At 31.2% G+C, this 24,298-nt stretch carries 27 protein-coding genes; 3 read left to right on the top strand and 24 right to left on the bottom strand.

Annotated elements, in window-relative coordinates; translation table 11 throughout:
• Positions 1 to 181 precede the first annotated feature (181 nt).
• Both cspA and P3U32_RS06985 read right to left on the bottom strand, forming a co-directional pair.
• The gene (cspA, locus tag P3U32_RS06990) at positions 182 to 382 is read right to left on the bottom strand and encodes a cold shock protein CspA (protein WP_016912585.1); all 201 of its coding nucleotides are present in this window, start codon (positions 380 to 382) and stop codon (positions 182 to 184) included.
• Between the two features lie 166 nt (positions 383 to 548).
• Positions 549 to 851, bottom strand: a complete 303-nt coding sequence (locus P3U32_RS06985) for a DUF1033 family protein (protein ID WP_323702388.1) — start codon at positions 849 to 851, stop codon at positions 549 to 551.
• A 146-nt stretch (positions 852 to 997) separates the two neighbouring features.
• Between P3U32_RS06985 and P3U32_RS06980 the strand changes: the two genes are divergently transcribed.
• The 3 genes from P3U32_RS06980 to P3U32_RS06970 are packed head-to-tail and all read left to right on the top strand — an operon-like array spanning position 998 to position 3,181.
• Positions 998 to 1,267 carry an acylphosphatase gene (locus P3U32_RS06980; RefSeq protein ID WP_323702387.1) on the top strand — a complete coding sequence of 90 codons (270 nt, stop codon included), beginning with the start codon at positions 998 to 1,000 and terminating at the stop codon, positions 1,265 to 1,267.
• A 14-nt stretch (positions 1,268 to 1,281) separates the two neighbouring features.
• Complete coding sequence (locus P3U32_RS06975; protein ID WP_323702386.1) at positions 1,282 to 1,995, top strand: 5-bromo-4-chloroindolyl phosphate hydrolysis family protein; 714 nt, start codon at positions 1,282 to 1,284, stop codon at positions 1,993 to 1,995.
• Positions 1,988 to 3,181 (top strand): toxic anion resistance protein, encoded by a 1,194-nt coding sequence (locus P3U32_RS06970; RefSeq protein ID WP_323702385.1) that lies wholly within the window; start codon positions 1,988 to 1,990, stop codon positions 3,179 to 3,181. The genes P3U32_RS06975 and P3U32_RS06970 overlap by 8 nt, the downstream gene beginning before the upstream one ends.
• Before the next feature lie 55 nt (positions 3,182 to 3,236).
• On the opposite strand, the gene brnQ is transcribed toward P3U32_RS06970, so the two are convergent.
• From brnQ to P3U32_RS06860, 22 genes are all read right to left on the bottom strand, one after another.
• Positions 3,237 to 4,574 carry a branched-chain amino acid transport system II carrier protein gene (gene brnQ, locus P3U32_RS06965; protein ID WP_323702384.1) on the bottom strand — a complete coding sequence of 446 codons (1,338 nt, stop codon included), beginning with the start codon at positions 4,572 to 4,574 and terminating at the stop codon, positions 3,237 to 3,239.
• A gap of 113 nt (positions 4,575 to 4,687) precedes the next feature.
• Positions 4,688 to 6,574: a vWA domain-containing protein gene (locus P3U32_RS06960; protein ID WP_323702383.1), complete on the bottom strand. Its 1,887-nt coding sequence runs from the start codon at positions 6,572 to 6,574 to the stop codon at positions 4,688 to 4,690.
• Positions 6,575 to 6,584: 10 nt separating this feature from the next.
• Positions 6,585 to 7,379 carry an ATP-binding protein gene (locus tag P3U32_RS06955; protein WP_323702382.1) on the bottom strand — a complete coding sequence of 265 codons (795 nt, stop codon included), beginning with the start codon at positions 7,377 to 7,379 and terminating at the stop codon, positions 6,585 to 6,587.
• A 92-nt stretch (positions 7,380 to 7,471) separates the two neighbouring features.
• A complete protein-coding gene (locus P3U32_RS06950; protein ID WP_323702381.1) occupies positions 7,472 to 7,675 on the bottom strand; it encodes a DUF6501 family protein in 204 nt (67 codons plus the stop codon).
• A 14-nt stretch (positions 7,676 to 7,689) separates the two neighbouring features.
• Entirely contained in the window at positions 7,690 to 8,505 is an 816-nt protein-coding gene (locus P3U32_RS06945) for a VOC family protein (protein WP_323702380.1), read from the bottom strand.
• 133 nt (positions 8,506 to 8,638) lie between these two features.
• On the bottom strand, positions 8,639 to 9,895 hold the full coding sequence (gene odhB, locus P3U32_RS06940; RefSeq protein ID WP_323702379.1) for a 2-oxoglutarate dehydrogenase complex dihydrolipoyllysine-residue succinyltransferase: 1,257 nt from the start codon (positions 9,893 to 9,895) through the stop codon (positions 8,639 to 8,641).
• 13 nt (positions 9,896 to 9,908) lie between these two features.
• Positions 9,909 to 12,695, bottom strand: a complete 2,787-nt coding sequence (locus P3U32_RS06935; RefSeq protein WP_323702378.1) for a 2-oxoglutarate dehydrogenase E1 component — start codon at positions 12,693 to 12,695, stop codon at positions 9,909 to 9,911.
• 92 nt (positions 12,696 to 12,787) lie between these two features.
• Positions 12,788 to 14,164, bottom strand: a complete 1,377-nt coding sequence (locus P3U32_RS06930; RefSeq protein ID WP_323702377.1) for a HAMP domain-containing sensor histidine kinase — start codon at positions 14,162 to 14,164, stop codon at positions 12,788 to 12,790.
• Positions 14,161 to 14,835 carry a response regulator transcription factor gene (locus P3U32_RS06925; protein WP_323702376.1) on the bottom strand — a complete coding sequence of 225 codons (675 nt, stop codon included), beginning with the start codon at positions 14,833 to 14,835 and terminating at the stop codon, positions 14,161 to 14,163. Before P3U32_RS06925 ends, P3U32_RS06930 begins: the two co-directional genes overlap by 4 nt.
• A gap of 372 nt (positions 14,836 to 15,207) precedes the next feature.
• A complete protein-coding gene (locus P3U32_RS06920; RefSeq protein WP_323702375.1) occupies positions 15,208 to 15,837 on the bottom strand; it encodes a phosphatase PAP2 family protein in 630 nt (209 codons plus the stop codon).
• A gap of 13 nt (positions 15,838 to 15,850) precedes the next feature.
• Positions 15,851 to 16,918 (bottom strand): undecaprenyldiphospho-muramoylpentapeptide beta-N-acetylglucosaminyltransferase, encoded by a 1,068-nt coding sequence (locus P3U32_RS06915; protein ID WP_323702374.1) that lies wholly within the window; start codon positions 16,916 to 16,918, stop codon positions 15,851 to 15,853.
• Between the two features lie 2 nt (positions 16,919 to 16,920).
• Complete coding sequence (locus P3U32_RS06910) at positions 16,921 to 17,436, bottom strand: GNAT family N-acetyltransferase (RefSeq protein WP_323702373.1); 516 nt, start codon at positions 17,434 to 17,436, stop codon at positions 16,921 to 16,923.
• Positions 17,437 to 17,453: 17 nt separating this feature from the next.
• On the bottom strand, positions 17,454 to 18,881 hold the full coding sequence (locus tag P3U32_RS06905) for a S41 family peptidase (RefSeq protein ID WP_323702372.1): 1,428 nt from the start codon (positions 18,879 to 18,881) through the stop codon (positions 17,454 to 17,456).
• A 94-nt stretch (positions 18,882 to 18,975) separates the two neighbouring features.
• Entirely contained in the window at positions 18,976 to 19,197 is a 222-nt protein-coding gene (locus tag P3U32_RS06900) for a YozE family protein (protein WP_323702371.1), read from the bottom strand.
• Positions 19,198 to 19,701, bottom strand: a complete 504-nt coding sequence (locus tag P3U32_RS06895) for a PTS sugar transporter subunit IIA (protein WP_323702370.1) — start codon at positions 19,699 to 19,701, stop codon at positions 19,198 to 19,200. It abuts the gene before it with no gap.
• A 14-nt stretch (positions 19,702 to 19,715) separates the two neighbouring features.
• Positions 19,716 to 20,144: a peptide-methionine (R)-S-oxide reductase MsrB gene (gene msrB / locus P3U32_RS06890; protein WP_323702369.1), complete on the bottom strand. Its 429-nt coding sequence runs from the start codon at positions 20,142 to 20,144 to the stop codon at positions 19,716 to 19,718.
• Positions 20,137 to 20,664 (bottom strand): peptide-methionine (S)-S-oxide reductase MsrA, encoded by a 528-nt coding sequence (gene msrA, locus P3U32_RS06885; protein WP_323702368.1) that lies wholly within the window; start codon positions 20,662 to 20,664, stop codon positions 20,137 to 20,139. Before msrA ends, msrB begins: the two co-directional genes overlap by 8 nt.
• A gap of 21 nt (positions 20,665 to 20,685) precedes the next feature.
• A complete protein-coding gene (locus P3U32_RS06880) occupies positions 20,686 to 21,252 on the bottom strand; it encodes a DUF2140 family protein (protein ID WP_323702367.1) in 567 nt (188 codons plus the stop codon).
• On the bottom strand, positions 21,242 to 22,084 hold the full coding sequence (locus P3U32_RS06875) for a DegV family protein (protein ID WP_323702366.1): 843 nt from the start codon (positions 22,082 to 22,084) through the stop codon (positions 21,242 to 21,244). The genes P3U32_RS06880 and P3U32_RS06875 overlap by 11 nt, the downstream gene beginning before the upstream one ends.
• Complete coding sequence (locus tag P3U32_RS06870) at positions 22,071 to 22,820, bottom strand: lysophospholipid acyltransferase family protein (RefSeq protein WP_323702365.1); 750 nt, start codon at positions 22,818 to 22,820, stop codon at positions 22,071 to 22,073. Before P3U32_RS06870 ends, P3U32_RS06875 begins: the two co-directional genes overlap by 14 nt.
• 1 nt (position 22,821) lies before the next feature.
• The gene (locus P3U32_RS06865) at positions 22,822 to 23,298 is read right to left on the bottom strand and encodes a dihydrofolate reductase (protein WP_323702364.1); all 477 of its coding nucleotides are present in this window, start codon (positions 23,296 to 23,298) and stop codon (positions 22,822 to 22,824) included.
• A 15-nt stretch (positions 23,299 to 23,313) separates the two neighbouring features.
• Positions 23,314 to 24,267: a thymidylate synthase gene (locus tag P3U32_RS06860; RefSeq protein WP_323702363.1), complete on the bottom strand. Its 954-nt coding sequence runs from the start codon at positions 24,265 to 24,267 to the stop codon at positions 23,314 to 23,316.
• Positions 24,268 to 24,298: the final 31 nt, after the last annotated feature.

Raw genomic sequence — 24,298 nt, 5'->3', positions numbered from 1 at the left:
TATAATTATTAAATATGGATTTTATGTAAAATGAGATGTTTGTATTTTTGGTATTTTAGAGGTATCGGTTTATTGGATAGGTATTAATTGAAAATCTAAATTCATTAAAATTTTTATAACACAAAAAAAGAAACCCTAACTGAAGTTAGGGTTTCTTTCTAGTCGTTCAAATTCATATATATTATAGTTTTACAACGTTTGCAGCTTGTGGGCCACGGTCGCCTTCAACTACTTCGAATTCTACTGCTTGACCTTCTTCTAAAGATTTATAACCTTCTTGGTTAATTGCTGAGAAATGTACGAATACGTCATTTTCTCCTTCAATTTCAATAAAGCCAAATCCTTTTTCTGCGTTAAACCATTTTACTGTACCTTGTTTCATAATGTGAAACCTCCAAGACTAAAATTCAATATGCGATATTCGCATATTACAAAAAACACAAATATAATTAATGTTATTTGCAATATGGAATAACGATATTGCTATCACTTATTATACGTCACAAAATATTCAAATGCAATACTATTTAAGATATTTTCAGAATTTATTAATTTGGTAATGGTGTATAAATTGAGTTGTCATTTAATACTAGAATACTATAAAAAATTTGCATGTCTTCTTCGCAATCTTCACAGTATGCTAACTCACAATTATTATAAAATGCATGTATATTATGTTTACCTACGAGTTCATTTGTGAACTTAGTTTGATACTTTTCAAGAAGTTTTTGATATTCAGTTATCATTTGTTCTTGATCGTTACATTCTATTTCTTTGATTATATGTTCTTTCCAATCATCAAACAGCCACCATCCCTCATAATCTGTTCGGATTGTTACGATTTTATACATCTAAAAACTCCCCTATTTATTATCTTGCCCTAGAATTAATTTAAATCTTATTGCTTATTAAATCAAGAAAATAGCTTGTAAAGATGTTTCTAATTATTAGTTTTTTTACTCGGAACCCTTTATAATAGAAGTATGAGGTGATTCAGATGAACGGAAAACATATTAAAGTATATGGCCGTGTCCAAGGTGTTGGATTTAGATTCTTCACAGCTCAATTTGCTAAAAAGCATAATATAGTTGGTACGGTTGAAAATGTCGACGATTACGTTGAAATTTATGCAAGTGGTGATGAACATCATTTGGAACAATTTGTAGATGGTGTGATCAAGGGAGTTGCACCTGCATCTATTGTTGAAAGTTATACAGTTGATGATACGACATTAGAGGATAATATGAAGCATTTCAAAACGTTATAATTAGGAAGATGACAATGAAATATAATTTATCATATGTATTGGGCGCACTACTCGCTGTACCAATATCATTTATCGCATTTTTATTTAGTGTTTTTCAATTGGATTTACATTACTTGATAGATATGGGTGTATTTGTAGGTTCTTATATATTTAGTTTTATGCCTATTCAATGGTTCAGTTCACGAAAGATTTTGAAAGAAATGGGATTAACACGACGTGAATATCATTTTATTAAAAAACAATTAAATGAAGCTCAGCCAAAACTTAAACGTCTTTATAAAAATTACATGCGTGTTAGATCGTATAATGAATTCAAGAATTTAAACGAAGTCGCAAAACTAGCGCGTACAATATATAATACGGTAAAACAATCACCTGAAAAATTCTATACAGTTGAAAGTTTCTTCTATTCTCATTTGGACAATACGGTAAATTTAATTGATAACTACACAATGTTGCAACGTATGCCAAATAAATCTAAAGAAGAAAAAGCTAAATTAAAACAAACAAAGCTTACAATTGATGAAAATAAGAGAACTTTAGTTGCAGATTTAAAACAACTTAATGAATCAAGTTACCATCAACTTGATATTGAAATGGAACTAGCAGATATGGCTAAAGATCGAAATAATTATAGAAAAGCTATTCCAGAAGTTACGAAAGAAAAAGTTAATTTAACTAAGAAAGAACAAAAATATGAATACGAAATGGAGCGTAACAATGACTGAAACGAATAAAAATTTATTTGATGATCTCATAGATGATCCATTTAAAGATACATCTAATGAACAACCTGCATTACAACCAGAAACACAGCAATCAAGTGAAGTCACTTCAACATATGAGAAGAACTTCTCTGAGGAAGATCAAAGAAAAATAAATGAAATTGCGAATCAAATTAAACCATTAGATAACGATGGCCTATTGTTATATGGACAACAAGCTCAAAATAAATTGTCTCAGTTTTCACATCAAATGTTAACTCAAGTTCAATCAAAAGACGTCGGCCCTATTGGTAATTCTTTAAGAAACTTGATGAATAAACTAAAAGAAGTCGACCCAGATGAATTACAAAAGCAAAATAAATCTAAATTGAAACGTTTGTTTAAACGTGCAGAACGTTCAGTTAATGAAATGTTTAGCAAGTATCAGTCAGTCGGTGCACAAGTTGATCGTATTTCAGTAGAACTACAAAAATCACAAAATATGCTGATGAAAGACGTAGGATTATTAGATCAACTATATGAAGAAAACAAAGCCTACTTCGATGCACTTAATATTTATATTGCTGCTGCTGAGAAAAAAAGAGATGAACTTAATAAGAATGAATTAGTGAAACTTGAAAATAAAGTTAGAACATCGAATAATCAAATGGATGCTCAAGAATTGGCTGATTTACAACAATATATTAATCGTTTAGAAAAACGTATATATGATTTACAACTGTCACGCCAAATCACCCTTCAATCTGCACCTCAAATAAGAATGATACAAAATATAAATCAAACTTTAGCTGAGAAGATTCAAAGTTCAATATTAACAAGTATTCCATTGTGGAAAAATCAAATGGCCATTGCATTAACACTATTAAGACAACAAGGCGCTTCTGAAGCTCAGAAGAAAGTGACAGACACGACAAATGAATTATTGTTAAAGAACTCTGAGATGTTAAAACAAAACGCTATAAGAACGGCTGAAGAGAATGAACGTGGTATTGTAGATATAGAAACTTTAAAAACGACACAAACAAACATTGTAGATACAATTCAAGAAACACTGAGAATTCAAGAAGATGGTACGAGAAAACGACAACAAGCAGAGCAAGAGCTACAAACATTAGAACAAGATTTAAAAACAAAGTTATTACAACTGAAAGATGAACAACATCAACTTAGAAATACATTTGAATCCTAATAAAAAGTACCTGTCAATTCAGTTAAAGAATTGACAGGTACTTTTTTTATATTACTTAGCTATATTCAATTGGTGCTTGATTCTTAACTTTACCAATAATGAATCCGATTATAAATCCAACGACAGCAAATGGAATCCATTCCATTTGAAATTGAGCCAATGGTAATTTCGGAATAAATGCAATTTTAGCTAATCCTACTTGGTTTACAACAGATATCAATGAGATAATTGTTACGAATGCAATTGATAGTTGTTGAGCAATTGGCGGTGTTTTAACGTATTTAGCTAATACAATTAATAATACCGCAGTTATTGCTATAGGATATAGTACTAATAATACTGGTAATGATCCTTTAATTACAGTAGTTAAACCTTGGTTAGACAAGATAAAACTAATAATTGTAAAGATAGTAACAAACCATTTATAAGAAATTTTAGGAATGATTTCGTGGAAGAACTCACTCACGGATACGATTAAACCAGTTGCTGTTGTTAAACAAGCAAGTGCAACAATAATACCGATTAAATATTTACCAAATTCACCGAACGCCATGTGCGCGGCTGTTGTTAATAAATACGTTCCGATATTTTGTCCATTAGCATTTAATTCTTTCAAAGTATCGGCTGAAACATTCATATGGTTTCCGATCCAGCCTAATGAAATGTAAATAAATCCTAAAGCGATCGCAGCAATAACTCCTGCTAAAATTGTTTGTTTAAATAGTCCAGTTTCTTTTGTTACGCCCTTACTTTTAATCGCAGTAATTACAATTAATGAAAATGCAATTGCAGCGATTGCGTCCATTGTTAAATAACCTTCAACGAACCCTTTACCAAAACTTGTACTACTACTACTATAAATAGTTGGATCGCCTTCAACTGGTGCAGATCCACTTAATGTAATGAAAGCTTTGATAATTAAAACAGTAATTGAAATTAATAATAGAGGTGTTAATATAGCCCCTACTTTGTCGACCATTTTACTTGAGTTGAAACTTAAGTAAAATACAATTACAAAATAAATTAGTGTAAATATAAATAACGCCATTGAGCTATTTGTATTTAAAATTGGTGTAATACCCATTTCGAATGATGTAGCTGCCGTACGTGGTATTGCAAATAGTGGACCAATTGTTAATGAAATAGCAACTAATAGCACGATTGCAAATACTGGATGAATCTTCCCTAATGAAACTCTGTAACCCTTCTCTTCTATTGAACCTGCAATAACACCGACTAATGGTAAACCGATTCCTGTAATTACAAATCCAAAAATTGCTGGCCAGAAGAAATGACCACTTGATAATCCAAGTGCTGGTGGAAAAATTAAATTTCCTGCACCAAAGAATATCGCAAATAACATAAATCCTACAACAAAAGTATTTTTGTTCATATTTTTACTCCTTTTAACTCATACAATAATTAATATTCTATCACTGCAGATAGTTTTCGTCTATATGAAATTTCTGAAAATTTAAAAAAGAATGTGAATATTTCTTAGTAAATTTATATAGACTGCAATAATAATTTCTTTAATAAAGGAGAAAGTTGGTATGGTAAATTTTCCACACCTTCAACAAATAAGCTTTGTTTACCATATATGTTATTCACGGTCTTTTTAGTGGCTTCATCAATCGTATGTTGATTTAAAAATACATTAAATACATAAATACCTTGTTTATCTGCTTCTATAACAGCTTCGTGTGTATCAATAATACCGTCTTCTGCGTAATCAAATGCGGATGGTTCACCATCAGAGAACACAATTAAGAATTTTTGAGATTCTTGTTTTTGTTTCAAATGTTGTGTAGCAACGCGTATTGCTACTCCATCACGATTATCGTCTTGAGGTTCAAGGGTCATGATTCGTGCATCATTTTGATTAAGTGTTGATTCATTATAGGTGATCAATTCTTCAATTGTATTTGGCTGATTCAATTTATCAGCTTCAAATGCATCTTCACTGAATGCTAATATTTCATGTTTAATTTCTAGATTTTTAAGTGTTTCATGAAATAGTACGACACCTTTTTTAGTTTCTTCCATTTTGTCATGCATACTTGCTGAAGCATCTACTAATAATGTGAATGTCGCATCTAGTTTTTTACTAAATGCGTCTTTTTTATAGAAAAGTTTGTATTGATCGTCAATAAACCAATTGAGTAGATTTTTTTGTAAGCGACCTTTTGTTAAGTTATTTCTTTCGTCACTATATTGATGATTCATAGATTTTTGAATAATACTCGTTAAATCTTTAATTTCAAATTGGACACTATCTACTGCTTCTTTATAGTTCATCACATCTTCAGGTGTAATATCTGGTTTGTTAAATGTAAGGTTTACATTTTGATTGATACCTTTTAGTTGATAAGGATTATGATCTCCTTGAGCACCACCTTCTTCCTTATCTAATGTATCATTTGAGCCTTTACCTTTCTTTTCCATCATATCTGTCATATCATCCGAAGCATCACCTTCGCGCTCGTTGTCTGACAGTACATCACTATTCTCACCTTCATGTAATTCCATTTCTAAATAATGATCATTTTCACCTTTGTTATCCGCAGATTTTGTTTCAATATTTTCAGTAACGATATCTTCTTGGTCTGCTTCACTTTGCTTACTATCATCTGTTTGTGCTGCATCTGTTCGTTTAATATCATCTAGATCCCAAGTTTCTTCATATTCACGGTAAATACGTTCAGGCAAATGATAATATTGATTTAACATGTCTTCTTTTAGTAGATAATCGACGAGAACCATAATACTTACGGATAAGTTATAGCTGTCTTCTGAATTTTTAAGATTGAATATATCTGTTAATCTACCAAATAATTGTGTTAACAAGTGATCATAGGTTTCATTAATTGAAATGTGATCAATGAAGTTTTCATTTAGTATTGCATGTTCAATTGTTAAAAATAACAAATCAGTGTAAGTTGTTTTTGTTTTATAGACTTGTATTTGACTATTATTCTGTTTAAGTTTGACGTTCAATCGATGTTGAAACATTCTTTTAGTCACTGGTCTTTGATCTAGAATGATGTTTGTGAGTCTATATTCCTCGATAAGCATAAACAATTGTTTGAAAAAATCCATATGATCGAAATCTTCATTTAATACATCTTTATAAATACTAGGATCAGTATGATTGAATCCGATTGTATCAAGCATGATATCTGATTTTAGTCCTGCTTTTGTAACGTGTTCTGGTCGATGCAACCAATTAAAACTTACATTACATGTATTTTGAATTGGATCATAGTGCTGGAATTTTTGAAATGAAACATTTACGTTTGGATCTTCAAGTAATAGTTTTGCTAAATCGGTTAACATCATAATTTGTTGTGCATCGATTTGTTCATCATTAAATAATATAAAACGATCACTCATGATATACTCCTTACTCGAAAATTAATTCAATCGCATTTTGTATGGCTTGTTGTTCGCGTTCGTCATCAATTTTATCAATGATGGCACGTTTAATTGCGCGTCTAACTGGTATAACTGTGGCTAAATCAGCTAAGTCAATAAGTGCTCTAATACTTGCAGATTCTTCTGAAATCTGACCTTGACTAGACATTACTCGTAAATCTTTATTGAATTGTATAATTTCATCAATAATTGAATCATCTTTTAAATTACTTTGCTCTTTGATTATCGTTTTTAATGTTTCTCCATCGATATAATCTATATCTAGCACAACAAATCTGTTTTTTAACGCTTCATTCATTGGTAATGTTCCAATATAACCTACATTTATTGCTGCAATTACAGTGAATCCTTCTTTTGCTTGTACTACTTCTCCAGTGAACGGGTTAGTTAAAGAACGTCTAAAATCAAGTACACCATTTAAAATAGGTAAAGTTTCAGGTTTCGCCATATTAATTTCATCTATATAGAGTAATTCTCCATTTTTCATTGCTTTAATAACTGGTCCATCGATAAATACAATTTCTTGATGGCCTTGATCGTTTGTTTCTATGGTTTTAAAACCAAGTAAGCTCTCTGCATCTAAATCGACAGAACAGTTCACTGAATGCATAGGTTTATTAATATCAATTGAAATTGTTTCAGCTAATTTTGTTTTACCTGATCCAGTTGGTCCCTTTAATAAAATATTTTTGTTTAATTCGATCATTGATAAAGCATCTTCATATATTGTTTCGTCATTATTTTTATATTTGTTAAAATTCATCTTCATTTACTCCTTATTTTCACATTTCTACAACTTAAAAAGAGAAAAGATCTATAAATGATATAGAGCTTTTCTCAAATTTGATATTCTGATTATACTTCTTTGAAATACGTTTTGTAGAATCCACCAACACGACCTGAATTGTCGATAATTTGATAATATTCTTCAGTTTCATTAACTACATCATATACTTTGCCGACTGTTAACATATCAGATACTTTAAATTTTGCTGCATCTGTATGAATCACTTCAACCTTTTTAATATTATGATTGTCTTTCCAAGTTTCGTGTAACATTTTTAAACGCTCCTTTAATTCACTGTATCATACGTAATTGTAATAATAATTCCAGTGATATCTCTTATAAATAATGAAATAAGTCCTGCTTCGTGTTGGATGATGTGATGTTCCATTTCAATTTCTTTAACATGATTTACAATGTTCTCGAAATGTTCTAAATCATCTATAGAAAATGCAACTCTTTCTATTGGTGGGTTTAATGATTCAATAGGTTCTGAATGATCTACTAAATGTAACTCTCCACCATTACCACCTGCACCTATTTGGAACACGAGTGTAGCCTCATCTTCTATTGTCTTGTATTCTGCTAATAATTGCAACTCAAAAATATTTTTTAATAATGAACCAGTAGCTTGTGTTTCTGGAGATTTAATCATAACTGGTCCAATACCTTGGATTTGATGGATAGGACTGATTGGACCATTGTCATATGCTGTTCCGAGTGGTACACCTGAATTAAGTTCATCAGAAATGATATGGAAAGCATGTCCGTTATTATCATAAAACTTAAACATATGTTTACCATTTAATTGTTGAACTGATTCATATGTTACTTCATATTTATCAAATTGTTGTTTATATTCATATAATGCAAAGTCAGTCGGCACTCTTAAAGCTATACCGTAGAAATGTGTATCTAATGATTCACTTTCCCCTAGATATTGCTTGAATATCAGTCTTGTACCAGGAGCTAAATCTGCATCACCAACATGTAATATATTTGTGTCTTTATTTAATAAAGTGTTTAGTCCTAATACATCTTTATAAAATGATTCTGTTTCTTCTAAATTAGTAGTCCATAAAGTTACGCTTCTAAGTCCATTCATCAATATCTCTCCTATTGTCAATGTCCTATAAATTATAACAAAATTTCTAAAGCAAACACAAATTAATACAATTTTAGACAAAAGTGAAAAAGCACTTAACCATCGTATGGTTAAGTGCTTTTTACATATAATATTAACTTTCTAATAATAAATCTTCAGGGTTCTCAATTAAATCTTTGATTGTTTTTAAGAATCCAACTGCTTGTTTACCATCGATAATTCTATGGTCATAACTTAATGCGATATACATCATTGGTCTATTTTCCATACGATCTTTATCGATTGCAATTGGACGAGTAACGATTGAATGCATGCCTAGAATAGCAGCTTGTGTACCATTAATGATTGGTGTTGACATTAATGAACCAAATACACCACCATTAGTAATTGTAAATGATCCGCCCATCATATCGTCTAATCCTAATTTTTTATCCTTAGCTTTAACAGCTAAGTCTACAATGCTTTGTTCAATATCTGCAAAGTTCTTTTTGTCACAATCTTTAACGATTGGTACAACTAAGCCTTCGTCAGTAGAAACTGCGATACCGATATCATAGAATTGTTTCAAGATTAAGTCAGTACCATCAATCTCAGCATTTACGTCAGGATATTTTTTCAATGCAGCAACAGCAGCTTTAGTGAAGAATGACATGAATCCTAAACGTGTACCATTATGGTCTTCTTGGAATTTGTCTTTTTTACGTTTACGTAATTCCATTACGTTTGTCATATCTACTTCATTAAATGTTGTTAACATTGCTGTATTATTAGAAACTTCTAGTAATTTTTTAGCAATCGTTTGACGTCTACGTGATAACTTCTCACGAACAACTGGTTTAGAAGGATTGTCATTTGATTTAGTTTGTGCCGGTTTACTTTGTTCAGCTGATTTAGCTGGTTGAGCAGGTTGTGAAGCACGTTCAACATCTTCAGGACGAACAACGTCTCCAGCTTGTGTTTTTACTTTTGCTAAATCAATACCTTTTTCACGTGCTAATTTACGTGCAGAAGGGGTAGCTTGAATTCTTTCATTAGATGTTGAAGTTTCAACTGAAGCTTCTTTTGTTTCTGCCTGTTCAGGTTTTGCGGCATCTTCTTTAGGTGCTTCAACTTGTTTTTCACTTTCTGGTTTTTCATTAGATGCTGGTTGTGCTTCGCCATCCGAAACAACTGCGATAACAGATCCTACTTCTACTGTATCGCCTTCTTCAGCTTTAATTTCTGATAGAACACCAGCTACTTCTGAAATGACTTCAACATTTACTTTGTCCGTTTCAAGTTCTACGATGTTTTCGCCTTTTTCAACTTGGTCACCTACTGATTTTAACCACTCTGAAATTGTTCCTTCTGTTATAGATTCTGCTAATTCTGGTACTTTTACCTCTGACATGATTCATTTCCCCCTAATTATGTTTTAAAGCTTCTTCGATTACTTTGCTTTGTAGTAGTTTGTAAATTTCACCGTCACCTTCAGCAGTTGAAGAACGTACTTTACGACCGTGATATTCAAGTTCTACATTTCTATTATTTAGAATTTCTTGTAATTTTAAGCTAACAAATGTCCATGCACCTTGATTCTTCGCTTCTTCTTGTACCCAGCGAACAGTTTCAAGGTTTCTAAATTCTGATAGAACTTGCTTTATCTCTTCATGTGGGAATGGATAAAGTTGTTCTAAAGCAATTAAACAAAGTTCATCGTTAGGATTTTTTTGTAGTTCAGTTTTTAAGTCAATAAACATCTTACCTGATGAGATAATTACTTTTTTAACTTTAGTCTTTTTATATGGTTCAACTAAAATTGGTTCGAATTTTCCGGTTGTAAATTCTTCGATTGGTTTAGAAACAATTTTATTTCTTAATAAGCTTTTTGGAGACATTAATACTAATGGTCTCATTTTATCTGTATTTAAATATTTCGCATGTCTTCTTAATAAATGATAATAATTTGAAGAACTTGTTAAATTAGCAATAGTCATATTATTTTCACCAGCTAATTGTAAAAATCTTTCTAATCTAGCAGATGAATGTTCTGGTCCTTGACCTTCATTACTATGTGGTAAGAATAAAGCTAGTCCGCTCTTTTCGCCCCACTTCGCATTACTATTTGCCATAAAGTTATCAAATATCATTTGAGCCATGTTTGCGAAGTCACCATATTGTGCTTCCCAAATATTAAATGATTGTGGATGATCTACATTATACCCGTATTCAAATCCAACAACAGCAGCTTCAGATAATGGTGAATTATGAATATCAAATGAAGCTTTGCCATTTGGTACATGATGTAATGGAATAAATAATTTACCATCATTTTCATCATGAAGAACAGCGTGTCTATGTGCGAATGTACCACGTTCTGAATCTTGACCAGTTAATCGAATCGGAGTGCCATTTTGAAGTATAGATGCAAATGCTAATTGTTCAGCATGTGCCCAGTCAACTAGACCATCTTTTTCAAATGGTTCACGACGGCGATCAAGTACTTTGTTTAACTTCTTAAAGACTGTGAAATCTTCTGGATAATCAAACATTGCATCATTTATCGCTTTTAATTGATCATATGTTAGATTTTGCAATTCATAATCTTGACCTTCGCTAATTTTCTCTGGTAGCGCCATTTCTGGGTTATCCATCTCAGCGTTTTTATCAATCTTATCATGTGCATCTCTTAAGCGTTTAGTAACATCATCGAAAATTTGGTTCATTTCTTCTTTAGTAATGATACCTTGGTCTACTAATTTTTGACCATATAATAATTCAATAGATGGATGTTCTTTAATTGATTTATACATCATTGGATTTGTAATAGAAGGTTCATCCATTTCATTGTGACCATATCTTCTATAACCAACTAAATCAATGACAAAGTCTTTATTGAATTTTTCTCTAAAGTCCATAGCCATTTCTATCGCTTTTACTGTAGCTTCAACATCATCAGCATTTACATGGATAATTGGAAGGTCGTATCCTTTTGCTACATCTGTAGAGTAAGTAGTTGAACGACCATCAGCAGCTTCAGTTGTGAATCCAATTCGGTTATTTGTAATGATGTGCAATGAACCACCTGTTGTATAACCATCTAAATTACTTAAATTCATAGATTCAAAGTTAATGCCTTGTCCTGGGAACGCAGCATCACCGTGTATTAAAACAGCAAGTGACTTATTAACATCTTGAGTTGGTCTACCAGCATCTTCAGTTGTATCTTGATTAGCTCTTGCTTTACCAAGTACGACTGGTGAAACAATCTCAAGATGACTTGGATTATTTGCTAATGTAATTGATTGTTCATTACCATATTTACTTGTTGTTTTAGTACCACCAAGGTGATATTTAACATCTCCAGTCCAACCAGCAGTTATCTCTAATGATCCATCTTTTGGTAAGAAAATCATAGGATTTTTATGCATGAACTCGGAAATCATCATTTCATATGGCTTTTCCAACACATGAGTTAAGACATTTAATCTACCTCTATGTGCCATACCTATTTGTATATTCGGAATATTTGCGGCGTTTGTACGTTTTAAGACACGTTGTAACATTGGTACTAATGTGTCTACACCTTCAATTGAGAAGCGTTTTGCGCCAACAAAGTTTTTATGAATGTATTTTTCAAAGCCTTCAACTTCGGCTAAACTTTTCAGTAAGTCGATTTTTTCTTCTTTTGTAATTTCAATTGTTTTTGTTGATTCAATATATCGCTTCAACCATACACGTTCTTCATTGTTATTAATATGCGTGTATTCAAAGGCTATTGGCCCTTGATAACATGAAGTCATATATTCAATCGCTTCATATGCATTATTAAATTCACCATCAAAATGGTCTGAAACAATCACAGATGGAAGTTTTTCCAGTGTTTCTTTAGATAGTCCAAAGTCTTGGTGTGTTAATTTTGGTACGTTTTTTCTTTCTGGACGGTATACCGGATAAATATCTGCAGTTAAATGTCCATACTGTCTGATATTATCGATGAGACGCATTACGCGTTTAACACTAGAGTTGTCCACTCCAGTCGTTGATTGTAGACCATTACCTGTATTGTTGCTACTTAATTCATCGAATAACACTTGCAAGTCTTCTGGTACTGACTGGGGATCATTAACGTAATTATCATACATTTCTAACATTAACCCTAAGTTAGTTCCAAATCTTACAGGTGCTTCGACATGATTATCATTCTTCATGTTCCACCCTCCAAGAAAATTATAAACCGTTTACATTTCCATTTTAGCACTTAACAGTAGTGAGATAAAGGCTAATTTGACAATATACGTAACTATTTGTTGATAAAAGATTCTTTAAACACAACAGATATTTTTGTATATTCATTTACAACACTATCAACTTTTACAATACCATCATAAGAATTAATTAATTTTTTAGCAATCGATAACCCTAATCCATTTCCACCTTCTTTTCTAGAACGTGATTTATCCACTCTATAGAATCGGTCAAATATGAATTCTAAGTCTTTTTTAGGTATACCTAGACCGTGGTCAATGATATCAATTGTGATGTTTCTATTCTTTAAATTTGTGTGAACTTCTATGTTTTTATTTTTTGTATCATATTTCATTGCATTGTCTATAAAAATTAAAAGCATTTGTTCAAAATGATATCGATTGATATTCATTCTGATCGCATTAAAGTTGGATTGAAAGTTGAATGAATAATCAGGATGTAATTTACGTAAAGACTTAATCCTAGATTGAATTTCATAATTGATATCAATGGTATCAAGTTCTTGTCCGGTGTTTGAACGTGAATCTTTAGATAGCAGTAATAATTCTTCTACTAATTTAGTAATTCGAGTCATTTCTTCTATAGAAATATCTAAGGACTCTTCAAGCACTTCGGGGTTATTTTTCCCCCATCTTTGTATTAAATTCAAGTGCCCTTGAATAATTTGTAATGGCGTTCGTAATTCGTGTGATGCATCTTCTACAAACTGTTTCTGCTGGTCAAATGAAACTTCAAGTTGTTCCATCATGTTGTTAAAGGTATGAATCATATCAGATGTTTCTTCATAATTTGTAGGAACTACAAGTTTTTCTTGGAAACCATCTCGACGAATTTGTTTCATTTTGTCAGACAATATCGTGATTGGTTTTGTTATTTGTGAACTAAAAATGTAACTTATAATAGCAATAATGAATAAAGCTGTTAGTCCAAATATCGACGCTAATACAATCATAAATTTAATGATTGAATCATAGTTATCTAAAGGATGAATGATTGCCTCATATCCTGTGAAGTAACTTGTATTAACAGGTACGTAAACGACTATATAGGATTTATTATTATGTTTAGTTTCATAAATTTTTAATTGATTCACTTTTTCAAATTTAGGTGTATAGTCTAAATTGTCATTATGCGTTTCTTCAAATATAGGTCTTCCGAATTTATCATATAAAACGAGTTTCTGTGCATCGGTAATCGCCGCATTTATATCCGTTGAAGTAATTTGTCCTAACGTTTTCGTTTTTAATAAATTTACAGTATCATACGTACTTCTCGTTGCAGTATCTGTTTCTTGGTCCTTTAAATATAAGCTTATAAAATAAATAATAAACATGCTAAATAAAGCAAAGATAATAAATGTAATCGTCGTAGTAAGCATCATCAATTTCGTTTTTAAAGATTGATGTTTCATGATCTAATCACGTACCCTACGCCTCTTACAGTTTCAATAATGTTTTCTTTATTGAACGGCTTTAATTTATTTCTTAAATATCTTATATAAACATCAACAACATTTGTTTCAACTTCTGATTCATAACCCCAAACGTGGTTTAATATTTGTTCCCTTTGTAGTACAAAGTTTTGATTTTCAGCTAGCAGTAGTAATAACTCATACTCTGTTTTTGTTAAATCAACAGATTGGCCATGAATTGAAACTGAAAAAGCATTTTTATCAATAGTTAAGTCATTAACATGTATCGTATTGCTTTTCGTTTCTGTAGTGACATTTCTTCTAATAATGACACGAATTCTTGCAAGTAACTCTTCAATATCGAATGGTTTTACGATATAATCATCCGCACCATAATCTAGTCCGATAACTTTGTCATATGTATCACCTTTAGCGGTAATCATTATAATGGGTGTAGACTTTTCTCTTCTAACACGTCTACAAACTTCTAGACCATTCATTTTTGGCAGCATTAAATCTAGTAGTATACAATTGTAATCCTCTTGTAAGGCTTGTTTAAGTCCGCTTTCGCCATCGTTACAAATTTCTACTTCATAATCTTCATGTTTGAGTTCTAATTCTATAAATCGTGCTAAGTTTTGTTCATCCTCTATAATTAGAATCTTTTTCATATTTACACCTCTATGTATTTTTAAATAACTTCTTTTTATTAATTGACAATGATTCTCAGTTTAGTATAATAGTAATTGAAAATGATTATCAATTAGAAAAGTGATTTTTAATTTGATATTATTTTCATTACGAATAAGTTCATTATATATGAGCATCACTATTTTATCATTTAAAATAGTAATTTTTTTACCTTACTAATTGACATTCATTCTCAATTAGTTATAATAGTAATTGAAAATGATTATCAATCAATTGAAAGAGTTCCCCCTCTGAGCAAAGATTGAACATTTTCTATAACCCCCTTTTATGCCCATAAAAGATAAAGTAGCCGAGTGATTCTGTCCAAATCACTCGGCTATTTTTTGTTTATATTAAGTTGACTTCTTAAATAAGAATAATTTATTTTTCAACATACTTTGTGTAAGGAGTATGCAAATGACGCCTCCGATAATACCAGCAATGATATCTGTAGGATAATGAACGCCTAAGTATACACGAGATGAAGAAATCATTGATATACAAATAACACAAATTCCAATGAGATATGGATTAATCGATTTATCAGCATTTCTGAATATTATATAAATTAATGAGCCGAAAAATGCAGTCGAACCCATCGCGTGTCCACTTGGGAAACTAAATCCTGAAATATCGATTAATCTTAATAAAGTTGGTCGCTCTCTATCAAATACATTTTTAAGTAAAGGATTTAAAACTCCAGATAAAATCATAGTAATCGCGAAAAATAAAGTTTCTATATTATATTTCTTTAATTTCATGTAACATATGACCATTAAAGATAAGGCAATCATTGCCCAAACTTCTCCAATTTTAGTGAAGCCAAGCATGATTGAAGTTGTTATGAAACTTTCAGTTGAATATATAAAGTTATAAACTTCATTATCAATCCATTTACCTAGTCGAGATTCGTGGAAAAACGCGATCACTCCAAAAATAAGACTAAATATAAGTATGAGTAATGTACGATTTGCTTGGCTCATATAAACTTCCCCTTTATTGGATATCTGTTTCAATCTTATTGAATAGTGTTTCTTTCGTATAACTTTCTTTAAAATGATTCATATTTTCTATGATGTTCTCACGATCATTTTCTAACTTGTCTATTGCACTAATAAGATTTGACTGATTAACCTCATCTTCTTGAAGAACTTTGGCATAGCCATTTCTCTCAAATATTTTGGCGTTATCAATTTGGTCACCTCTTGATTGATCTAATCCAAGAGGTATTAATAGCATAGGCAATTTAATTGTAGCGAATTCATAAATTGCGTTTGCACCAGCACGACTAATGACGCTATCAGTTATTGCATAGAAGTGCATGAGTTCGTTTGAAACAAACTCAAATTGAACATAATTTTTGTTCTTTATTGAAGGATCTAAATGTCCTTTACCTGTTAAATGTATAATTTGATATTTTTTAGTTAAATAATCTAGGTTTTCACGAATTGTATCATTAAGTACTTTTGAACCGAGACTACCACCCATTATAAGTAATACAGGTAAATCGCTGTTAAAGCCTGTGAGTTTATACCCTTCTTCTTTTGAACCGTCTCTTAAATCTTCTCTAATGATTGCACCGATGTAATCTGATTTTTCAGCAGGTACATATTTTAATGTTTCTTCGAAAGTGGTATACATTTTATTCGCAAATTTCATTGATATTTTATTAGCTAAACCAGGTGTTACATCAGATTCATGTACAATACTTGGGATTTTTAATGATTTAGCTGCAATAATAACAGGTACACTTACAAATCCACCTTTAGAAAATACTAAGTCTGGCTTTTCTTTTTTTAATACTTTTCGTGCATCTAATACACCTTTCAATACTTTAAAAATATCTTTTAAGTTTTCAAAAGATAAATATCTGCGAAGTTTCCCACTTGAAATAGGAATATATCTTGTACTTTTTGCTGAACTTGTAATCATTTCTTTTTCTATGCCATTTTTTGAACCAATATAAATGGTTTCTATATTTCTTTTTTCAGCTTCTGGTATAAGCGCTAAGTTCACTGCAACATGACCTATTGTTCCGCCTCCAGTAAATGCGATTTTTTTCATTTTTATTTCTCCTTGTTGTCTATCAATTTGTAATATGCATAAAACGGTGCACCTTTATCAAACGGAAATTCATTGGTTTCGTATTCTCCTGCTTTCACGAAATCAAATTTAGTGAAAAGCTGCTGTGCACGATTGTTTAATGAAAATGTATCTGTCAATAGTATAGAAGCATTATCATCAGTAGCTAAATCAATAGCGAATTGCATCATTTTTTGAGCAATCCCTTTATATTCAGGATTCGCTGACATGCGATGTATTACATAAGCATGATCTACAGACATAGGCCATTTTAATTGTTTATACCAGTCTGCTTGACTCTGATTAATACAAATATAGCCGACAACTTCATTGTCTATTTCATATAAATATAAATCTCCATTATCTATATCACTATAAAAATCTTTCTCAATAGGATAACGGTGATCCCACTGTGGATTTTGGTCTGATGCCATAATTGATTTGGCCATTTCTGTTAATTGATTGATATCTTGAATATCATTTCGTGTTGCTTTTCTCAAAGATATTAACCTCCGTTTTATTGATGTATATATTTTATAGCTTGATCTAATTGTTTATCTTCTTTTAGAATTTTTTTGCGTAATAATTCGATGAATTTCTCAGTTGTTTTACCGGAGAAAGTACCATTTGAATTAATATGATAGTCAGATTGGAATGACATCACTGCTTGTTTCAAATCTTCATCAAAAACATCATTTTCATTTTTTATATTATACCCTAAAGCCTTCAATCCAATCTTAATTGAAGATACTTCTTTCGATTGATCATTGATTTGGTATGTTTTTTCAGGGTCTAGTATTTCAATACCTTCATATTTAGGTGCTGAAATCGTTTTGTCAGGTTTAATCCCTTTTTTGTGTATATATGATTTATTAGGTGTTAACCATCGCATATTCGTATATTTTAGTAGACTGTTATCATTAAATTCTTTATGAACTTGTCCAATACCTTTACCAAATGTTGTTGTACCTAATACATCTGCAATTTTGTAATCTTGAAGTGCCCCAGCAAAAATTTCTGCAGCACTCGCTGACCCTTTATTTACTAGTACTGAATATTTCATATCGTTGATACCTGATAACTTGTTATTTTCAGTATCTACAGCTTGAGGTTTATCACCTTTCGTTTCTAAATAAATAACAGGTTTACCTTTGTCGACAAATAGATTCACACTCGTTACAACTTCGTCTAATAACCCACCTGGATTATTTCTTAAATCTAAAACAACATGTTTCACTTTGTCTTTTTGTGCTTGTTTTAATGCTGATTTCAACTCTTTCGTTGTTTCATTTTGGAACTTAGAAATGGCTATGATTCCAGTGTCATTCTTTTTCGTATAATCGACACTTGTGACGTGAATTTTGTCACGTTTAATTTTAATATCGAACGGTTCTTTACCTTCTCGTTTGATTGTCAAAGTAACAGTTGTACCTTTTTTTCCTCTGACTTTACTTACTATTTTGTTGAAAGATTGATTTTTAATAGATTGATGATCGACGTGTGTGATAACATCTAAAGGTTTTACGCCTGCTTTCTCTGCAGGTGATTGTTTCATAGGGCTAGTAATTCTTACATAACCTTTATGTGCTTCCATTTCCGCACCAATGCCTACAAAATCTCCTGAAATTTCTTCATTGTAAGTAGTTGTATCTTTTGAAGATATGTATTCACTATAAGGATCTTTTAAAGACTGTACCATACCTTTGATAGCACCTTCAGTTAATTTATCTTTATTCACATCTTTATAATAATCATTGTCTATTTCTTTATAGGCAGCTTCAATCTTATTTAGGTTCTTCTGTTGGTCATTTCCAAAGTATAGACCAAACTTATATGAAGCGAACGTAACCACAGATGTTAACAATACAATTACAAAAATGAGCATTAATAATTTATAAAGTGGCATTGTGACTTGTTTTTTCTTCATGTTTTTAAAAGGATTCATTTACTCACTACTTTCTCATCAAATATAATTTATTTTACCAGTAAATCCTTTCAAATAAAAACACTTTGGTGTGTTAAACACCAAAGTGTAGTACTTAGAACTTCAACCATTCCTCATAAGATTCATATAGTTCATCAAATACACTCATCGGTTGAATAAACATAGCTTCTGTTTCTAAATAATCCGAAAGTGTATGATAGTCATTTGAAAATTTCGGAAATGATAAGTCTTGGAATATTAAATCCGCAAGTTTACCAAGTTCACTGTTTTCATTTCGTTTTGTTAAAGCGTATTGATAAAAAGAATACTGTTTCATTTATTTCATTTTCACTTCAATTGATTTTGTCGTTCCTTTTACAAGTTGATCTAATGCTTCGATTTTTATATCTTCTGCATCATCAGTATTTGTAATAATAACAGGACTAATTACTGATTTCACTTTAGCTTCAATAGTTTCGATATCAAATTTCAATAATTCATCACCTTTACTAACAACATCGCCAGTATTTACAAGTGCTTCAAAACCTTCTCCACCAAGTTGAACAGTCTCTAGTCCAACGTGTACAAGTACTTCAAGTCCATTAGCAGCTTTTATACCAACTGCGTGATTTGAAGGTTTAAACACGTTTACAACTTCACCATCGAATGGTGCAACAACTACGCCTTCAGATGGTTTAATTCCGAATCCTTCACCCATCATTTTTTGAGCAAATACTGGATCTGGAATATCTTCAATTGCTACATATTCACCTGAAATTGGTGCGAATACTTCTACATTTGTATCTTTTGATTTGTTACCACCGAATAATTTTTTGAACATATCTATCTACTCCTCTATTTGTTAAAATGATTTATTAATGTACCATAACCTAACTCTTCTAATTTATCATATGGGATAAATTGTACTGCAGCTGAATTAATACAATATCTTAATCCACCTGTTTCTTTAGGACCATCATTAAAAACATGTCCTAAATGACTATCTGCATCCTCAGAACGAACTTCAGTTCTAAGCATACCATGTGTTTTATCGACAAGTTCGATAATTTCATTGTCATCTAATGCTTTTGAGAAGCTTGGCCATCCACAATTAGATTCGAATTTTTCTTCAGAAGTAAACAACGGTTTACCTGATAATTTATCAATGTAGATACCTTTTTCAAAATGATTCCAATATTCATTTTGAAAAGGAGGTTCTGTACCATTTTGTTGTGTAACTAAAAATTCCATTTCGCTTAATTCATTTTTATTTTTTTTAAGCATTTTGATTCCCCCAATGTTTTTCTATGAAAGCTTTTCTACCAGAACCATTCTGATATCCTTCGTAATGAGAAGGGTTTTTTAAGTAATAATCTTGATGGTATGTTTCGGCTGGATAGAAATTCTTATAAGGTTTAATTGGTGTGATAATTGGTTTGTCGAAAATAAGTTTCGCATCCAATTCTTTAATCTTTTTAATCGCAATATCTTTCTGTTCTTCATCATGGTAGAAAATCGCAGGTTCATAGCTCTCTCCACGATCAAAGAATTGACCTTTATTGTCAGTTGGATCAAATGTTTTAAAATATATATCTAGAATAGATTCAAAAGATGTTTCATCTTCATTATATTCGATTTGAACAGCTTCTAAATGTCCCGTTTGATTTGTACAAACCTCTTCATAAGAAGGATTTTCCACATGTCCACCACTGTAACCTGACGTAACTTTAATAATACCTGGAAATTCATTAAATGGTTTAACTAAACACCAAAAACATCCTCCAGCTAGTGTTGCATATGCCATTGTTGTCCCTCCTTTGATGAATTACTTTAGCTTAATATCAAAGTACCATTTTTTTGCCAATAAATCTAATGTTTGTATTTGAATATTATCAACATTTTGAATATCTAATTCATCTAATGATAAATAGAAAGATTCATCTTTAGGGTGGATTTGAATATATGGGGGTATATCACCATGATTTTTAATTTGAGAAAGGATAAACGGGTTTGAAATATTCAATTTTCCGATATCTATCGATTTTATATTAAACTTGATTGTTGAACGATCATATTTTTTTGGATGGGTATTAATAGTTACATCTAATTGTTTACCCAAAATTTTTGTTTTTGTATCAAATGATACGGTTTTGTTTTTAATATGTGTTTTAATATCATAGTCCTTTAAAGTTGAATTCATTAAAGTTTGTAATTCATGATTATTAAATGCAATTGTAAAATCTTTGTTGTCCATTTCTTTTTCATGCTTTAATGGTGGCGTATCGTCCGACACAGAAACCGTTATATAAATCATCGCAATTAATATTAATAATATAAGAAAAATAAATGCGTAAAACCAACCGCGATGATTCATCCAATTTTTATTTTCCATAGAAAAAGACACCGATTGCGCCTTCACCCGTATGTGTAGAAACGACAGGTGTTGTTACTGCTGTATCAAAGTGATGAAAATCTTTCTTTTCCTTAATCGTATTCATCAATTTGTTCATTAATTGCTCCGCATTTGCATCAGCAATACCGATTTTTATCAAATCTTTTTTCTCTAAAAATACATCAAGTTCTTTTATTAAATATTTAATAATTGCATTTTGAGTTCGTGCATTATGCATCATTTCTATTTTTCCGTTTATCAATTCACCAATGGGTTTAATTTGCATAAGCGAGCCAAGGAGACCTTTAGCTTTACCGATTCTGCCACCTTTAATTAAGTTATCAATATTTCCAATTACAACAAATAAACGTAAATTTTTCTTGATAATTTCAATTTGTTCAAGAATTTCCGTCATCGATTTACCTTCGTTCACCAATTTTATAATTTCTTCAATTTGGAATCCATAAGCCAATGAAATAAATTTACTATCAACTACTGTAACGTTAGACTGCGTCATTTGAGCAGCTTGTTGTGCAGCACTAAACGTTCCAGATAATTCAGAAGTCATATGTATACTAAGAATTTCTGAACCGTCTTTACCTAACTCGTCATATGCTTCAACAATCTTCCCGATTGCTGGTTGACTTGTTTTAGGTAATTGTTTGGCATCTTTCATCATATCTAAAAATTCTGTTGAAGAAATTTCAGTTTGGTCTTCGTAAGTGACACCATCAATCAAAATATTTAATGGAACAACTGTTACGTTATTTTCTTTAAGATAATCTTGCGATAAATCTGTCGTAGAATCTACAACGATTTTAATGTTTGACATAGTCATTCTCCTTTAATGAATGAACAGCATGACTAATTTTCTCTTGTACATACTGACTCACTTCTTGCATGGTATGATCTTCAAAAATATCTGGTGTAACTGGATCTAAAATGTGTACATAAACATCACTAGGTACAATATTTTTAGAATTTTGTTTCTCCATTATATTTGAAGTACCATATATAGCTATCGGTATAATTTTAACCTTAGCTGATTTAGCTAATTTAAAAGAACCGGCCTTGAATTCTTGCATTGGGCCACCTTTACTCCTACTTCCTTCTGGAAAAATGAGTAATGAATGTTGTTCTTTTAATTTATTTATACCATCTTTAATCATTTGTAAACTAGCTCGTCTATTTGATCTATCTAAGTAAATGCAATTCATTTCTTCCATCCACGGCTTTAAAAATGGAATGTTTTCTACTTCTTTCTTAGAAATAAATCCAAATGGTTGAGGTAAATGTTTAATTAACACTGGGATATCGAAATTACCTTCATGATTTGCAATATAAAGTACAGGTTCATCCAATGGTTCAGTATTTCCGGTTACATGGATATTTGCACCTGCTGATTCTAATATTCTTGATGACCATTTTTGAGCATATAAATGGATCATCTCATCTTGTTTGCGTACATCATTAATTTGATATTTTTTACTTTTCACTTTATTGAGTTGTGAAGTTACCAATGCGGCATAACCAATGATGTATCCAAAAGTTTTCGCCATTCTTAACATGTTACTTTATCCTTTCTAAATGCATATATGTGTGTGGTATTGTATTCTTTTCATCTAGTTCTCCAGCTTCGGAAGAAATAACTTCCCATTCGCCGAATGTATATGGTGGAAAGAATGCATCACCTTGAAACTTATCTTCAATTACAGTGACATACATATCTTCAACTTTGTCCATCATTTGTTCGTAAAGCCCTTGCCCACCAAATATAAAAATATGGCCATCTAATTCGTTTATTTCTTCTAAATTATGAATAACATCAACGCCAGGGTGTTGGAAATTTTTATTAGAAGTTAAGACAACATTTCTTCTATTTGGCAAAGGTCTACCTAATGATTCGAAAGTCTTTCTACCCATAACAATGGTATTACCCGTTGTTAAAGCTTTAACTCTTTTAAGATCATTAGGAAGATGCCAAGGCATCTTGTTATCTAATCCAATGACCCTATTTTGGTCGTGACAAACAATAATTGATTTCATATTACGTTCTCCTTCTTATACTGCAATAGGTGCTTTAATACTTGGATGTGATTTGTAATCTTTAATTTCTAAATCCTCATAATCTATATCAAATAGTGATTTATCTGAATTGATTTCTAAGGTCGGTGCTTCATAAGAATCTCTAGAAAGTTGTTCTTGAATGGCATCGATATGATTTTTATAAATATGAGCATCTCCAAATGTATGAACAAATTCACCTACTTCTAGATTACACTCTTTAGCAATTAAATGTGTTAATAAGCTATAACTTGCTATATTAAATGGCACGCCAAGAAAAATATCTGCACTACGTTGATATAATTGGCAACTCAATTTACCATCTTTAACGTAAAATTGGAACAACGTGTGACAAGGTGGTAATGCCATTGAATCGATTTCTGTTGGATTCCAAGCAGAAATGATATGTCGTCTAGAATTTGGATTTTGTTTAATATTTTCAATTAATGTTTGTAGTTGGTCTACGCTTTGGCCATGTTGATCTTTCCAATCGCGCCATTGTTTACCATAAACGTTACCAAGGTCGCCATATTTCAACATAAATTCATCATCATTGAGTATATTTGATTTAAAGATAGCTAACTGCTCTTTATATTGTTCATTGAAAGCATCATCAACTAAACTACGTCGACCAAAATCTGTCATGTCTGGTCCTTCGTAATCTTCACTTTCAATCCATTTTTTAAACGCCCATTCATTCCAGATATTATTTTTATATTGTAATAGATATCTAATATTTGTATCGCCTTTAATAAACCACAATAGTTCAGTAGCGATTAATTTGAAAGAAACTTTCTTTGTTGTAAGTAGAGGGAATCCTTCTGATAAATCGAATCTCATTTGGTGACCAAATATCGAAATTGTACCCGTACCCGTTCTGTCATCTTTACTGTCACCTTGTTCTAAAACTTTTTTGCATAAATCGTGATATGCATGATCAAAGTTATTCATATATGCACCTCTTATCTCTAAAATCTTTCAT

Source organism: Mammaliicoccus sp. Dog046 (assembly GCF_034039665.1).
In the GTDB taxonomy this organism is placed as follows: domain Bacteria; phylum Bacillota; class Bacilli; order Staphylococcales; family Staphylococcaceae; genus Mammaliicoccus.
The sequence above is the reverse complement of the archived record's forward strand: the minus strand, read 5'-3'. Positions and strand labels throughout refer to the sequence as shown.

What these genes read in the sequence shown, in the direction of transcription:
- cspA (WP_016912585.1), bottom strand. Translation starts at nt 382, where the DNA reads ATGAAACAAGGTACAGTAAAATGGTTTAACGCAGAAAAAGGATTTGGC.
- P3U32_RS06985 (WP_323702388.1), bottom strand. Translation starts at nt 851, where the DNA reads ATGTATAAAATCGTAACAATCCGAACAGATTATGAGGGATGGTGGCTG.
- P3U32_RS06980 (WP_323702387.1), top strand. Translation starts at nt 998, where the DNA reads ATGAACGGAAAACATATTAAAGTATATGGCCGTGTCCAAGGTGTTGGA.
- P3U32_RS06975 (WP_323702386.1), top strand. Translation starts at nt 1,282, where the DNA reads ATGAAATATAATTTATCATATGTATTGGGCGCACTACTCGCTGTACCA.
- P3U32_RS06970 (WP_323702385.1), top strand. Translation starts at nt 1,988, where the DNA reads ATGACTGAAACGAATAAAAATTTATTTGATGATCTCATAGATGATCCA.
- brnQ (WP_323702384.1), bottom strand. Translation starts at nt 4,574, where the DNA reads ATGAACAAAAATACTTTTGTTGTAGGATTTATGTTATTTGCGATATTC.
- P3U32_RS06960 (WP_323702383.1), bottom strand. Translation starts at nt 6,574, where the DNA reads ATGAGTGATCGTTTTATATTATTTAATGATGAACAAATCGATGCACAA.
- P3U32_RS06955 (WP_323702382.1), bottom strand. Translation starts at nt 7,379, where the DNA reads ATGAATTTTAACAAATATAAAAATAATGACGAAACAATATATGAAGAT.
- P3U32_RS06950 (WP_323702381.1), bottom strand. Translation starts at nt 7,675, where the DNA reads ATGTTACACGAAACTTGGAAAGACAATCATAATATTAAAAAGGTTGAA.
- P3U32_RS06945 (WP_323702380.1), bottom strand. Translation starts at nt 8,505, where the DNA reads ATGAATGGACTTAGAAGCGTAACTTTATGGACTACTAATTTAGAAGAA.
- odhB (WP_323702379.1), bottom strand. Translation starts at nt 9,895, where the DNA reads ATGTCAGAGGTAAAAGTACCAGAATTAGCAGAATCTATAACAGAAGGA.
- P3U32_RS06935 (WP_323702378.1), bottom strand. Translation starts at nt 12,695, where the DNA reads ATGAAGAATGATAATCATGTCGAAGCACCTGTAAGATTTGGAACTAAC.
- P3U32_RS06930 (WP_323702377.1), bottom strand. Translation starts at nt 14,164, where the DNA reads ATGAAACATCAATCTTTAAAAACGAAATTGATGATGCTTACTACGACG.
- P3U32_RS06925 (WP_323702376.1), bottom strand. Translation starts at nt 14,835, where the DNA reads ATGAAAAAGATTCTAATTATAGAGGATGAACAAAACTTAGCACGATTT.
- P3U32_RS06920 (WP_323702375.1), bottom strand. Translation starts at nt 15,837, where the DNA reads ATGAGCCAAGCAAATCGTACATTACTCATACTTATATTTAGTCTTATT.
- P3U32_RS06915 (WP_323702374.1), bottom strand. Translation starts at nt 16,918, where the DNA reads ATGAAAAAAATCGCATTTACTGGAGGCGGAACAATAGGTCATGTTGCA.
- P3U32_RS06905 (WP_323702372.1), bottom strand. Translation starts at nt 18,881, where the DNA reads ATGAATCCTTTTAAAAACATGAAGAAAAAACAAGTCACAATGCCACTT.
- P3U32_RS06900 (WP_323702371.1), bottom strand. Translation starts at nt 19,197, where the DNA reads ATGAAACAGTATTCTTTTTATCAATACGCTTTAACAAAACGAAATGAA.
- P3U32_RS06895 (WP_323702370.1), bottom strand. Translation starts at nt 19,701, where the DNA reads ATGTTCAAAAAATTATTCGGTGGTAACAAATCAAAAGATACAAATGTA.
- msrB (WP_323702369.1), bottom strand. Translation starts at nt 20,144, where the DNA reads ATGCTTAAAAAAAATAAAAATGAATTAAGCGAAATGGAATTTTTAGTT.
- msrA (WP_323702368.1), bottom strand. Translation starts at nt 20,664, where the DNA reads ATGGCATATGCAACACTAGCTGGAGGATGTTTTTGGTGTTTAGTTAAA.
- P3U32_RS06880 (WP_323702367.1), bottom strand. Translation starts at nt 21,252, where the DNA reads ATGGAAAATAAAAATTGGATGAATCATCGCGGTTGGTTTTACGCATTT.
- P3U32_RS06875 (WP_323702366.1), bottom strand. Translation starts at nt 22,084, where the DNA reads ATGTCAAACATTAAAATCGTTGTAGATTCTACGACAGATTTATCGCAA.
- P3U32_RS06870 (WP_323702365.1), bottom strand. Translation starts at nt 22,820, where the DNA reads ATGTTAAGAATGGCGAAAACTTTTGGATACATCATTGGTTATGCCGCA.
- P3U32_RS06865 (WP_323702364.1), bottom strand. Translation starts at nt 23,298, where the DNA reads ATGAAATCAATTATTGTTTGTCACGACCAAAATAGGGTCATTGGATTA.
- P3U32_RS06860 (WP_323702363.1), bottom strand. Translation starts at nt 24,267, where the DNA reads ATGAATAACTTTGATCATGCATATCACGATTTATGCAAAAAAGTTTTA.